The organism is Puniceicoccus vermicola, from assembly GCF_014230055.1.
Taxonomy (GTDB): domain Bacteria; phylum Verrucomicrobiota; class Verrucomicrobiia; order Opitutales; family Puniceicoccaceae; genus Puniceicoccus; species Puniceicoccus vermicola.
On the sequence record NZ_JACHVA010000012.1, the window covers coordinates 1 to 13,162 of the forward strand.

A 13,162-nucleotide genomic window follows, 5' to 3' on the forward strand; every position below is an offset into this window, starting at 1 on the left:
GCGCATACGGTCGATTCGGGCAAACGCTGTCGAGCCTGACAGAGGCCTCCGGTTTTGCTCGAGAGCTTTTCCTTGCCCATGGACCTCAAGGTGGCATTGATCTCCACCAACCCCGCTCGAAGAGTGCCCGATCCCATGCCCTGACTGATCATGTGCCAAACCGTAACCGCCGAAGAGAACCCACGATCGCGTTCCTTCGAACGCTTCGGAATCGATTCCAAAGGCAACGCCTCCTCGAAAACATACGGCAGTTGACCCGGAAGACCCTTCATGATCGAATTGCGACTATCCTCAAGCCTCTTGAGGGCAGATTTAGGGCTTCGCCCAAAGGCGCGGTGAAAACCGGGAAGAAACAGGTTGTTTTGTTGCACACCAAAAGCTTGCAGAATCCATCGCCTAGGGCGATCCCTGTCTGCTTTCTGGCAATACAAAATCCATGAATCCAGCCTTATCTAAGTGCCATTGGGGTCGAACGCAAAATATAAAGAACGGGTGGCTCCCAAACTGTTTCCCGGCTCTCCACTGACTTGTTTTGTTTTATGGGCGCATCTAAAAGCGCATGGGAATCAGCGAAGTTGCGACTCGCTCTTAGAAAAAGCCGACCATGATTTGGATCGTTCGTGGCCGTCGGATTTGATTGTTCAAAATATTGCGACTTCGGCTGCAATCGGTCTCCGCGTCTGCAGATTCGTCTATGACTATCATTGACTTCGAAGAAGAATCGGCAGCTAAAGCAGCCGGTCCCGGTCAAGAGCTAGACTATTGCTTAAGTTTGCGATTCGACCGACTGAATTCGGCACCTTCGGCAAGTTCAGGGCTGGCAAGTTTATGCCCAGAAAGGCGATCGGGAGCCGGGGAGGGTGATTGAGCCTTTCTATTTGGCGATTGCCCCTTCATTTTCTCCAAACGACAACATCAGTATCCCTAAAATGAGTCCTCGAAAAATTCAGCTCAAGGAGTTTCGGCGTCGCGTCGTCGCCGGATCTTTTCCGCAGTATCCAAATTTGGCTGCTGGCCTGCGAGGATTGCGCTTTGTTCAGGCGGATCCGATTCGGTCGCCTGCGAGGGCGCAGGACTTGATTCTTCGTCATCGGGTGAATTCGTATGCATCCGGCGACTTGGAAAAAGAGTATCCTCACTTGGGCGCGGAAGAGGGCTATCTTTTTGCCTATGGATTCATGCAGCCCGATGTTTGGCAGGATCTCCACAGTCAGCCAGCCGTGAAGCTTACAGCGTTGGAGCGCCAAGTGTTGGCCTTCATTCAGCGGCACGGGGAGGTTCATCCCCGGGATTTGGCGGATCATTTTGGGAAACGTTCTGTGACCAATTATTGGGGCGGAAAATCACAAGCGACCAAACGCGTTTTGGAGGATCTGCATGAAGAGGGATATCTGCGAGTGAGTCGACGTGAGAAAGGCATCAGGCTTTATGAAGTGGCTGAGAATGCTCATCAAAAACTCGGTGATCCGGAAGCTCGCTTTGCGCGTTTGACCATGACGACGGCGCACGTCTTTGGCCCGGCAACGAAGTCTTTCATGCTGTCAGAGCTTAGAGGTTTCACGAATCTGGTGCCCAAGCGCAAAGACAGGGAAGCCATTGTCGATGAACTGGTGGCCTCCGGGCAGCTCAGAAAAATCGATGTGGATGGTCTAACGTATCTGTTGGAAAACGACAAGTGGAAGTCGAATGAAGTCACGGAAAAGGTGCGGATTCTCGCTCCTTTTGATCCGCTTGTCCGGAGCCGTCAACGCTTTGAGCAGCTTTGGGGGTGGAGCTATCGTTTTGAGGCTTACGTCCCCACATCCAAACGTGTGAGGGGCTACTATGCGATGCCATTACTTTGGCGAGAAAATGTGACCGGATGGGCGAATGCCAAGGTGCTCGATGAGCGGCTCCACGTAGAGGTCGGATACGTCCGCAAGCCGACTAGCCCATTGAAATTCCGCTGCGCACTGGAAACAGAAATCGAAGCGATGACCCTGTTTTTGGGTTTGGTCAGTGGCGCGTGGTCATTGAATTTCAGCTCGGACTAGTGAGAAAGGTTTTCTCTCAAAAACACTTCTCTCTGGCCGATCACTGCCTACCAAGGAAAGTCCTTTTCTGCGACTTGGAGGAAGCCGTCGATTTCGTTGGCGATGGTGTCTTTGTCCGCTAAGCCGTCAATCCATGCTTCGGGGAAGGCTGGCCCACTTGCCGCACCGACAAGAAGGCCCAGAACCGCACCCCGGCCCACATTGTCGCCCCCGGCGTTGGCATCGGCGAGGAGGGAGGGTTCGGGCTCGAATTCATGGCGGGCCGCCGAGTATAACGCGAGAGGTAAGCCATGCTCCGGGTAGCAGGCGGTGGCCAGTTTCTCCAGTACGACGGCGCTCGGGGGCTGCGCTGCAAATTCGTCCAGGCGGAAGGGTTTTGTTTCCAACCCGGTGTGAAGCTTCCACATCTCGCTGTCGGGAATATTGTCCGGGCCCTCGTGTTCGCGGTATTGGGCGAACATCTCGTCACCCGTGATTCGCGGGAGACGCAATGACGCGGTGTGATGCATGGCTGCGGACATCGGCGGTGATCCGGCCAGCAGATCGTGAAGCAGTGGGATGGAAAGTCCCAGCGCGGCCGATACGTTTTCGGACCGATGGGTGAGGATCTGGTGGTTGAGCCCGAAACCGAGTCCCTGGTAGGCGGTATCCGCGAGCATGGAGAGGATCATCGGACGATTCATTCCCCCGAGCGAGCCGATCGACCAAATGTCCCGCTGGTGAAAGGCGCAGTCCCGCTTTTCCTTCCCGGACGCATAGTTCTCGAACCACTTCCGTAGGTAGATCTCGGTGTAAGGGTCGTCGCGCTGCTCGGGTGCGGTCATGTAGTGAATGAAGGCCTCCAGAAAAGCGGCTTCACAATAGCGACCCTCCTCGGCGACCGACCGTAGCAGAACCCGGGCGAGATGCGCCCCCAGGGTATTCTGGCCCGCCTTGAGCCCGTGGTGGTAATGGTATCGCTCCTCTTCCTTGGGGGAGGCATTTCCGTGTTGAGACTCGCGGTGCCCCGTCTCGATCTTCAGTTCGGAATAGGTGGTTTTGTAGAAACGCGAGTGCCTCCCCAGAATATCGTAATCACGTCCGCAGCGCTGCGCTTGTTCCACGTCGGGCTGGTATTCCATGCCAACCATAAAGCTCTCGGGATGCGGGTGGGGCGCATCTTCATACCCGGTCAAACCTCCGTTGAATTGGTCCTTGAGGCTTTCGATTGAGTAAAACCAGTGCGCGGGCATCGCCAGAGAGTCGGCGACGAACATCCCCCACAGGGCGCCGGAAGTACGTTCGAGGCGACTAGGTCTTGATGCATCGTTCATGATGCATCCTATGGAAGAGCGATCCGGTTCGCAAGTTTCCGGCGGAGAAGATCCCGTTCTCGCATGGCTTCCTTGAGGGCGCGGATCGTCGTAAATTTGGCGGTGTGGCTTCGGCGTGATTGGGTTTCTCGTGAGTTAATTGGCCGGTGCGGTCCGAACGACTAAAGTCGATCGGGAACGGTGGGAGGAGATCTTCCGTTCTCGCATGACTTTAGTCGTGCGATTGGTGGGTTTTCCTTGGGGGCGGGGATTGTCGGAAATCTGGCGGTGTCGCTTTGGCGTGATTGAGCTTCGGATGAGTCGGTGGGCTGGTGCGGTCCGAACGACTAAAGTCGATCGGGAACGAGGGAGGAGTTCTTGCGTTCTCGCATGACTTTAGTCGTGCGATTCGTGGGCCGGGGATTGAGCCTTATGGGCGATTTCCTCTTTGGGAAACAGGACCTTTCTGGGTCTCTGTTCCGGTAGGATTCGTTCCTCTGTTTGTCACTGATTTAGTGAGCCACCGTGACCGCCAGATTGATTGCGGACAGGAGGCCGACGCCATACATCACCGGGGAGATCTTTTTCCATTCTCCGCAGCAGACGGCGATGATGACATACGAGAGGAAACCGATCGTCAGGCCGGTCGAGATGCTGGAGGTCAACGGCATGAGGATCATGGTCAAAAAGGCTGGCACGGCGGTTTTGAAGTCCATGAAATCAATCTGTTTGATGTTTCGGAACATGAAGACGCCGACGATGATCAGGGCGGGCGCCGTTGCGAAGGCGGGGACCGCTCCGATGAGAGGGGCGCAGAATAGGCCGAGGAGGAAGAGGCAGCCGGTTACCACGGAGGCGAGCCCCGTTCGCGCGCCGTCAGCGATGCCGGAGGCGGATTCAACATAGGTGGTCGTCGTGCTGGTGCCCAGTAACGAGCCGATGATGCTGGCGACCGCATCCGCTTCGAGTACCTTGTCGATGCGCTTGATGGTGCCGTCCTTTTCTACATGTCCGGCCTCATAGGAGCATGCGACGATTGTGCCAATGGAGTCGAATAGGTCTACGAACATGAACGAAAAAATGGCACCGGCCAGACCCCACTGCAAGGCGGCGAGAATATCGAGCTTAAAGGCCAGCGGTGCAAGGCTGGGGGGAGCCGAGAAGAACCCATTGAGTTGCACATCGCCCAAGAGGACGCCGACGATTGTGGCGGCGCAAATGCCGATCAGGATGGAGCCTTTGACTTTGCGAATTTCCAGGATCGTTGTCAAAAGCAGCGCCCCCAGGCCGATGAGAACCGGCTGTGTGAGGTCACCGATGGAAACCAGCGTTTCGTGATTGTCGACCACGAGGCCAAGGTTTTTCAGTCCGATAAAAGTAATGAATAAGCCCAGCCCGGCGGCTGTGGCGATGCGTAGGGAGAGGGGGATCGCCGCCACGACTTTTTCCCGGATCCCGGCCAGCGTCAGGATGAGGAAGGCGACCCCGGAGACAAAGACGACGCCGAGCGCCGTCTGCCAGTCGAGTCCCTGACCGAGCACCAGAGTGTAAGTGAAAAAGGCGTTGAGCCCCATCCCCGGCGCCATGGCAAAAGGAACATTGGCCCAGAAAGCGACCAGCAAGGTGCTGATGCTGGCGGCGAGACAGGTGGCGGTGATCAGCGCCGGCTTATCCATGCCGGCCTCACTCAGGATGAGTGGATTGACGAAGATAATATAGGCCATCGTCAGGAAGGTGGTGAAGCCGCCAATGAACTCGGTCCGCACGCTCGTGTGGTTCTCTTTTAGCTTAAACATCTCGGATTTCGGAAAGATCGAATTGCTGGTTGTCCTTCGAGTCGAATGTCACCCGCGGCCGACATCAGGTGCCAAACAAGCGGTCGCCCGCATCACCGAGCCCCGGCAGAATGTAGGCGTTGTCGTTCAGCCCGTTGTCCAGAGCCGCCGCAAAGATCTCAATATCCGGATGCGCATGTTGAAACGCTTCGACGCCCTCGGGAGCTGCGACCAGGCACATGAACTTGATGTTCTTCGCGCCGTTCTTTTTCAGCAATTCCGCAGAAGCAATGGCCGATCCGCCAGTGGCGAGCATCGGGTCCACCATGATAAACATGCGCTCCTCCGGTTCCGCCATGGGGCGAAAATAGTACGTCACCGGCTCAAAGGTTTGATGATCCCGATACAAACCGAGATGGCAGATGGAGCAGTTGGGAATCAGGTTCAGCACGCCGTCTACCATGCCCAAGCCTGCGCGCAGTAAGGGCACCAGCACCACGTTCTTTCCTTGGATGACATGACACACCGTGCTTTCCAGAGGCGTTTCTACCTGCACTGCGCGCACCGGTAGGTTCTTGGTGATTTCATAGGCCAGGAGGGTCCCGACTTCATCGACCAGTTCTTTGAAGACTTTCTTTGGGGTCGTCTTATCGCGGATATAGGTCAACTTGTGTTGAATCAGCGGATGGTTCGAAATCGTGAGTGTCGGGAATCGTTTCATGGCGCTGAACTCTGGTTTAGTCGTTGTCGGGATCATCTGGTAAAATGACATGGAGGACGAGGTTGGCCACCATTCCCACGAGGGCGGCCAAGCAGATGCCTTTGATCGCCACGTTTCCGATTGGGATTTGGACGCCGCCGAGTCCGCAGACCAGAATGAGCGCAACGATGATTAAATTGCGGCTGCGGTTGAAGTCGAGTTGAGCGTTCGAAATCGTTCGAACGCCGACTGAGGCGATCATGCCGAAGAGGATAAAACTGATGCCGCCCATGACCGCGACCGGGATGGTGCGCAGAAAACCTCCGATGGGGCTGAAGATCCCGAGGATGATGGCGAAGGCTGCGGCAACACGAATGACTGAGGGATCATAGTTCCTCGTCACTGCCAGAACGCCGGTGTTTTCCGAATACGTCGTATTGGGAGGACCGCCGATAAATCCCGAAAAAATGGTGGCCAAGCCGTCGCCCAAGAGGGTGCGATGGAGTCCTGGTTTTTTGAAGAAGTCTTTCCCGACCACAGCCCCATTCGTAGTGATGTCTCCGATATGCTCCATTACGGAGACAATGGCAATCGGCATGATCGCGAGAACGGCCTGCCATTGGAAACGAGGGAATACGAAATCCTCCGCGCCGATGAACAATCCTCCAGCAGAGTGTAGGTTCGTGTAGTCGACTCTTCCCAACACTGCCGCGACCAGATAGCCAGCCAGAATGCCGATCAAGATGGGAACCAGTTTGAAGAAACCTTTCAAGAAACAAGAAACCGCAATGATCGTCAGAATGGACACCATGGAAATCAGCCAGTCGGAGGAGGCCATTTCTACCCCGATTGGCGCCAGCGAGAGGCCGATCACGATAATCACCGGCCCGGTCACGACGGCGGGAAACAAACGCTTCATCAGTGCGATGCCTCCCCACTTCACGACCAACGAGATCAGAAGGTAAAATACCCCTGCCGCGATGATCCCGCCCAGGGCTTCCGGGAGTCCACTTCCATCGGCTCCTGCCACCGATTTGATCGCCCCGATGAAGGCGAAGCTCGATCCCAAAAATACGGGGACGATGCCGCCGGTGGTGCCATGGAAAATGAAGGTGCCGATGCCCGCGGTCAGCAGCGCCACACTCGGATTCATCCCGGTTAAGGTCGGCATCAAAACAGTCGCTCCGAACATGGCAAAGACATGCTGAATGCCCAAAACCAACTTTTTGTGTCTTCCTACATGTTCGCTATTCATGACCGAGCTTGTTTTTCTGGCTCAATATCATGAATAAGCAAGACTAATGTAGTTGTTTCTCGGTATTAAGATTTTGGATTGGCCTGGGGGCGGATAGAGGGGAATGGCACTAGTTTAAGAGCTCTTGCGAAAATAATCTGGCGATTGACACGTCGAAAAGAACCCCTCCATCCCGCGTCCGCGGGATCCCTCCGGCCTTCGCCAAGGCTTCGGCGGACAGGCTCTCCCCTCCAACCCCCGTCGCCAAGGCTATGGAGGTCATGAGCAGGGGAGGAGTCTCTACTTAAATTTTCAACTCCCCTCCTACTACGAGTGGGAGGGGGACCCCCGACTATGTCGGGGGTGGGGAGGTTCCGATTCCATACAACATCTTAAACTAGTGCCATTCCGGGCAGAGGGTGCGAACCCCGACATGCTTTGCCTGTTGCCCCCGCGTTGCGGGGCGGGACTTGCAGCGCAAAATAGGAATATCCGCGCTCGTTGACCGAATTGGCTGACCCCCGGATGCGGATGAACCGCGATCTTGGGGTTACCCCGGAGGGTCACCGTTTCTTCGTCCAGAGTTCCTTCCATGCTCCGGTGGACCAGAGGGCCCAGAATACGAGCACAGGTTGGAAAAACAGCCGGGCGAGGCGCTTCTGGTCGGTGTCCAAGCCGAAAGAATCGATGCCGTTCAGGTATTGGGAGAGATTGCCCGGAAATATAGCCACAAAAAAGAGGGCGAGGATGATGCCAGTCCATACCTTGAGCCGTGGAAGAGCGAGCATGGCGGCGCCGAGAGCGATTTCGACAACTCCGGAGAGGATCACGACGAGGTCTTTGCTGAAGGGAACCCAGTCAGGCACCTGAGCGTGGAACGCCTCCCTCAGGAACGTTAAATGGCTGATGCCTGCACTGAGCATGATCAGGCCAAGAGCGAGGCGGGCAAGGGTCTGGGAAGTTGTGGTCTGGGTGTTCGGTGGCAGCATTTGATTTTCGGCGGACTGGCTGTGTGGATCAGGTTAGGTCCCCCGCGCCGAAAAGCGAATCGCTTTTGATTTTAGCAGGGCGGGCCATCGGGATTTGGGCTGGATGAGGCGTCTGGGCGATGCGGTCCGAACGACTGCATTCGACGGGAACGGGGGAGGGGGATCTTCCGTTCTCGCATGACTTTAGTCGTGCGATTCCTGCGTCTTTCTCGGAGAAGGCGAATCCCGGCCATTCGCCTAGATTTTGACGACCATTTTGCCCCGATTTTTCCCTTCGAAGAGGTCGAGGAAGGCTTTCGGAATGTTCTCGAACCCCTCGACAACGGTCTCGGAAAATTTCAGTTTTTCCTCGCCCAGCCATTCAGCGAGTTGCTTGGAGGCCTTTGGGAACTTGTCTTCGTAGTTGCCGACGATGAATCCCTGCATGAGGAGGCTCTTTTTGATCAGCATCATTTCGACGCGGGGGCCGGTCGGGACCGAGGTGTCGTTGTAGCCCGAGATCGCTCCGCAGTTAATGATGCGGCCAAAGCGGTTCATGTTTTGGTGGACGCCGTCGGAAATTTCTCCGGCTACGTTGTCGAAGTAGACGTCAACGCCATCGGGGCAGTTTTCCGCGATCGCCGTGGCCATATCGTCGGTGGTGTTGTAGTTGATGGCGGCATCGAAGCCGAATTCGGAGGTCAGCTTGGCGACCTTCTCATCGGATCCGGCAATTCCCACGACCCGGCATCCCTGGATCTTGCCGATCTGGCCGGCCACGCTGCCCACTGCACCCGCAGCGCCGGAAACCACCAGAGTTTCGCCCTCCTGAGGCTTTCCGATCTCGGAGAGACCAAGATAGGCGGTCAGTCCAGTCATCCCCAATATGCCGAGGTAGGCGGAGAGTGGGGCGATGTCAGCATCGACTTTGCGCAGACCCTTTCCCTGCGAGACCTGGTATTCCTTCCAAGCGAGGAATCCGACGACAAAGTCACCAGCCTCGAAATCCGAGTTTTTGGACTCAACCACCTCAGCCACGGCCAAGCCCTCGATAGGTTTATTGACTTCAAATGGATGGATATACGATTCGGCATCGCTCATGCGACCGCGCATATATGGGTCGACCGATACGTAGGCGGCGTGCAGTAAGATCTCCCCGTCGGCGGGCGAAGGCTTGTCTTCGGTGGTCAAAGAAAAGTCTGACATCGATGGTTTTCCAACGGGTCGTTTGGCGAGAGTAATGACTTGATTCATAGAGTCGGTGTTTGTGGAGGTTTTACGAACGCGGGTCACACGTTTCGATGCAGAGAAGAATAGTTTAGCATCGTCCAAACCTCAACCGAACGGGACGGATTGTGGCGGTGGGAACGGAGTAGGGCAGTAGCTTCAGCTGCGCCCCGCGTTCTTCGTGGGGGCATTGGCGGGAAGATCCCCGCCGTCCGAGTGATTCTCATCGGACATCTTCAAGTGTGGAGGGTGTTTCGGAGAATGCGGAAGTGTCGGCCGGCGTTCGGAGCGTTTGGCCGCGCAGCTGAAGCTGAGCGGGTACGCTATTCTGAAGAACTTCCCCTCGAAAAATCCGGAACGCCAAGCTAGAAGAGCTTCGGGCTAACCCCCGCGGATTTCTTTTCGTCGGTGGTAGCGGAACGCTTCTCGCCAATCCACGGTTCGAGCGCGGACTTCTCAGCCTCGTAGAGTTCGTCGATGACCACCTCGGCCGTCGCTATGGAATTTACCAGCGGGTCCATGGCGAGGGCACGAACCAAGAGCTGCCGATCCTTTTGGAGGCACGCTTGCACCGTGAGTTCATGGCAGTCGAGGATGCCCATCTGGAGTCCGCGGAGACCCAGTGGCATGGGTCCGACCGGTAGCGGGTCGGGACCGTTTCCGTCGAAGCGGCATCGCATTTCAAGAAATGCGTCTTCCGGTAGATTCGGAACCGGTCGGGAGCCGTCGTCGGAACGGTTGGGGACGTTGACAAAATATTGGCGTCCGTCCTCCACGCACATGGTGTGGATGATGTCCGTGGCGTGGTCGGATTTGTATTTGCTGTGAAACTCGTCGATATCCTTGCTCCCGTCGAGATACGATTCGACTTCAGTCCACATGTCCGCGGTCGTTTGCGCCCGCTCATCGCAGTCGAAAATGGAGAGCGGGGGCACGCTCTCCTGAATGGCGGACCGGCCTTGGTAGTAGGGGAGATATTCTTTGGTGTGACCGGTTACGGTAGGAAGCGCCCCAAAGACGTCTCCGAGCTGTGAGGTGATGGTGTCGTTGAATCGTCCTTTGGAGTATCCTTGATCCTTATCCTTGCGGCTGTTGGATCGGAAGGCCTCGTGGAGACGAGCGTAGACATCCTCTCCGGCAAAAGTCGCTTCCAGGAGGAAGGTAAAGTGATTGACTCCGGCCACCCGGAGATCGAGCTCTTCGTGACGCTCTGGATCTTCGCCGATCAGGCGAAGGTAGGATTGGGAACGGTAGGGCAAATGTTGCGCATCGCAGAGAGCGAAGTATTTACCTGGATAGGTGCGCATGAGCATGATGCCGAAGATGGCGCTCGGGTTCACGTAGTTGATCAGCCAGGCGTCCGGGCAAAGTTCTTGGACGGCCTCGGAGATTTCGAGAACCGGACGATACTCGCGGAGAGTTCGAAACATTCCTCCCGGTCCGATGGTGTCACCCGAGCACATGCGGATGCCGTATTTGGCGGAGATGCGGCAGTCGATCTCGCGGTATTTCGCATTGTCCTTTGAAAAGCTGAGCACGACGAAATCCGATCCTGGGAGGGCGTCCCGGTAATTCTCATAGGCCTCAAAACGACTCGGGGAGTCGATGGACTTGCCGGTCTTCTCGGCAAGGCGGTGCATGCGGTCCAGATTCGCGGGGTCGGTGTCGACGAGACGAAGCGTGCCGCCGCGGAGACCGGGGAGGTGATGCATGGCCCAGATGGCCTGACGGGCGAAAAAGAGGCTGCCGGCACCGATAAGAGTCAGAGTGGGATTTTTCTTCATGGGTGGATCTTTACCGATCGGGAGTGGATTGACGGACGGTAAATTCGATGTCTTTATAGGGATAAATGTTGCAGCGATTGCAGACTCTGGTTTTTCGGCCGGAACGGGTTCCGCGGTTTCCGTCGGCGACTCAGGTGCGGTCGGCGGGGGAATATCGAGTCGAGCCTACGTGGGAAGAGCGAGGGCGTCGCAAAGATTTTCACCAGCTCTTCTGGCTCTCCTCCGGCGAGGTAGAATTCCGAGTGAAGAACGAGCTCTATCGGACGAGGGAGGGAGAGGTCTTTTTCTACAGGCCGGGGGAAGTCCATGACATTCGTCTAGGACGGGCGGGCGTTCATTATTTCTGGATGACTTTGGATTCTCCGGGGGTAGAACCATTATTGGAGGGATTCGACTTTCCCGGCCGTCATTTTCCCGCCGGATCGCCGCCGAATTCTCTCTTTCGAAGCATCATCGAGGCGCTAAAATCCGCTACTCCTCGGGGGGAAATGGAGGCTGCGATAACGGCCTACGAGATCCTCTCCCGGCTCGCCTGGCAGCGGCGTCAACTTCATCCGGAGTCGGGCATGGGCGAAAGGCTCCGCAACCGAATGGACGCGCAGTTCGCCGACCCGAACCTCAACATCGAATCGTTGGCGGAGCAGGAGGGACTGCATCGGGCGACGGTCTATCGGATCTTTCTCCAAATCCACGGAATCTCACCGTCACAGTATCTGCAAAGAAGGCGCTTGGTGCACGGGCTGGCCCTTCTCGAACAATCGGAAAAATCGGTACAAGAGATTGCGTTGGCCTCCGGCTACACGGATCCGAACCATTTTGCGAAAGTGGTTCGACGGGCGACTGGATACGGCCCGACGAGGTTTCGCGAACGCGGTGGAGAGTTGAAATAGGAGATGTTGGGGTTGGTGCGCCGGTCCGAGTGTGAATCGAGTTCAGCGAGAGTGTTTGGAGTTCGTAGCGTTTGGCCGCGCAGCTAAAGCTGAGCGGGTTCGCCGGAACGGAGTAGGGCAGTAGCTTCAGCTGCGCCCCACGTATTTCTTGAAGGGCACTGGCGGGATGATCACCACCTCCCCAGTGATTCTCATCGGATATCTCGAGCGCGGAGTGTGTTTCGGAGAATGCGGAAGCGTCGGCCGGGGTTCGTTGCGTATCGCCGCGCAGCTGAAGCTGAGCGGGTACGTTGGCTCGGAGTGGTCTTCCCCCGAAAAAGTGGACAGTTTTCGGCTAGTTAAGTTGTGGTTGTAGATTGTAATATTGTTCAAGGTATCGTTGAGGCGAGATCATTCCTAAAGAGCTGTGTCTTCGCCGGCGATTGTAGAAGCATTCGATGTAGTCGAAGATGGCGCAGTGGGCTTGTTTTTTGTTATGGAAGCAACCGGAGTCGGGAAGCATCTCGGTTTTAAAGGAGGCGAAACAGCTCTCGGCGAAGGCGTTGTCGTAGCAGTATCCCTTGGCGCTCATGCTTTGTTTCCATTTTCCCAGAGCGGTTCGAAGGGGCCCGCTGGTATACTGGCAACCTCTATCGGAGTGGAAGATCGCAGTGGGATGGATCGGTAGTCTCAGACGGGCTTGGTCGATTGCCCGGACAGTTTGTTCGGCCGAGAGAGAGCAGGAGAGATTCCATCCAAGGATGAGACGGGAGAACAGGTCCATGACAACCGACAGATACATCCAACCCTCTTCGGTGGGGATATAGGTAATGTCGGCAACGAGTTGCTCACCGGGCTTGGTGGGCGCAGGCTCCTTTTTCAAAAGGTTAGGAGAAGGAGAAGCCTTCGAATCGGTTTTCGTTGTCTTTGGTCGCCAAGGCCTACGGAGCTTCCCTCGTAAGCCCTCTTTTCGCATCAGGCGCGCTACCCGGTTCTCGCCACAGGGCAAGCCGCGCTCGGCAAGTTCCGGGGTGATTCTCGGACTGCCGTAGCAGCGCATGTGACGGTCGGCATGAATCGTTTTTATTTCGGCGACTATGCGCTGGTTCTCGACAGCCCGAGGCCCAGGAGCAACTTTCCGGGTATCCCAGGCGTAAAATCCGCTCCGGGACAGTCCCAGAGCCCCACAAAGCTCGCATACTGAGTAGTCTTTCCGCATTGCCTCGATCATCGCATACCCAGATGCGGGTCCTCTGCCAGTATGCTCGCGGCTTTTTTTA

At 56.3% G+C, this 13,162-nt stretch carries 11 protein-coding genes; 2 read left to right on the forward strand and 9 right to left on the reverse strand.

From position 1 onward, the window contains the following. On the reverse strand, nt 1-371 hold a 371-nt coding region (locus H5P30_RS00785), incomplete at its 3' end, for a hypothetical protein (protein WP_185691015.1). A gap of 558 nt (nt 372-929) precedes the next feature. Between H5P30_RS00785 and H5P30_RS00790 the strand changes: the two genes are divergently transcribed. After that, nucleotides 930-2,033 carry a DNA glycosylase AlkZ-like family protein gene (locus H5P30_RS00790; protein ID WP_185691062.1) on the forward strand — a complete coding sequence of 368 codons (1,104 nt, stop codon included), beginning with the start codon at nt 930-932 and terminating at the stop codon, nt 2,031-2,033. A gap of 47 nt (nt 2,034-2,080) precedes the next feature. Here H5P30_RS00790 and H5P30_RS00795 read toward each other — a convergent pair whose 3' ends face one another. The 7 genes from H5P30_RS00795 to H5P30_RS00825 all read right to left on the reverse strand — a co-directional run bounded on the left by H5P30_RS00795 (nt 2,081) and on the right by H5P30_RS00825 (nt 11,013). Further along, on the reverse strand, nt 2,081-3,346 hold the full coding sequence (locus H5P30_RS00795) for an ADP-ribosylglycohydrolase family protein (RefSeq protein ID WP_185691063.1): 1,266 nt from the start codon (nt 3,344-3,346) through the stop codon (nt 2,081-2,083). A 491-nt stretch (nt 3,347-3,837) separates the two neighbouring features. Beyond that, on the reverse strand, nt 3,838-5,121 hold the full coding sequence (locus H5P30_RS00800) for an NCS2 family permease (RefSeq protein WP_185691064.1): 1,284 nt from the start codon (nt 5,119-5,121) through the stop codon (nt 3,838-3,840). A gap of 64 nt (nt 5,122-5,185) precedes the next feature. After that, nucleotides 5,186-5,821, reverse strand: a complete 636-nt coding sequence (gene upp, locus H5P30_RS00805) for a uracil phosphoribosyltransferase (RefSeq protein ID WP_185691065.1) — start codon at nt 5,819-5,821, stop codon at nt 5,186-5,188. A gap of 16 nt (nt 5,822-5,837) precedes the next feature. Further along, nucleotides 5,838-7,055: a uracil-xanthine permease family protein gene (locus tag H5P30_RS00810; RefSeq protein ID WP_185691066.1), complete on the reverse strand. Its 1,218-nt coding sequence runs from the start codon at nt 7,053-7,055 to the stop codon at nt 5,838-5,840. A 542-nt stretch (nt 7,056-7,597) separates the two neighbouring features. Next, nucleotides 7,598-8,023, reverse strand: coding sequence for a DoxX family protein (locus H5P30_RS00815; protein ID WP_185691067.1), 426 nt, complete (start codon nt 8,021-8,023; stop codon nt 7,598-7,600). Nucleotides 8,024-8,260: 237 nt separating this feature from the next. Next, nucleotides 8,261-9,256: an NADP-dependent oxidoreductase gene (locus H5P30_RS00820; protein WP_185691068.1), complete on the reverse strand. Its 996-nt coding sequence runs from the start codon at nt 9,254-9,256 to the stop codon at nt 8,261-8,263. Between the two features lie 338 nt (nt 9,257-9,594). Further along, nucleotides 9,595-11,013, reverse strand: a complete 1,419-nt coding sequence (locus tag H5P30_RS00825) for a family 4 glycosyl hydrolase (protein WP_185691069.1) — start codon at nt 11,011-11,013, stop codon at nt 9,595-9,597. Nucleotides 11,014-11,078: 65 nt separating this feature from the next. On the opposite strand from H5P30_RS00825, the gene H5P30_RS00830 reads away from it, so the two are divergent. Continuing rightward, on the forward strand, nt 11,079-11,903 hold the full coding sequence (locus H5P30_RS00830) for a helix-turn-helix transcriptional regulator (RefSeq protein WP_185691070.1): 825 nt from the start codon (nt 11,079-11,081) through the stop codon (nt 11,901-11,903). A 334-nt stretch (nt 11,904-12,237) separates the two neighbouring features. Here the strand turns inward: H5P30_RS00830 and H5P30_RS00835 are convergent. Next, the coding region (locus tag H5P30_RS00835) for an IS3 family transposase (protein WP_185690928.1) at nt 12,238-13,162 on the reverse strand (925 nt) is incomplete at its 5' end.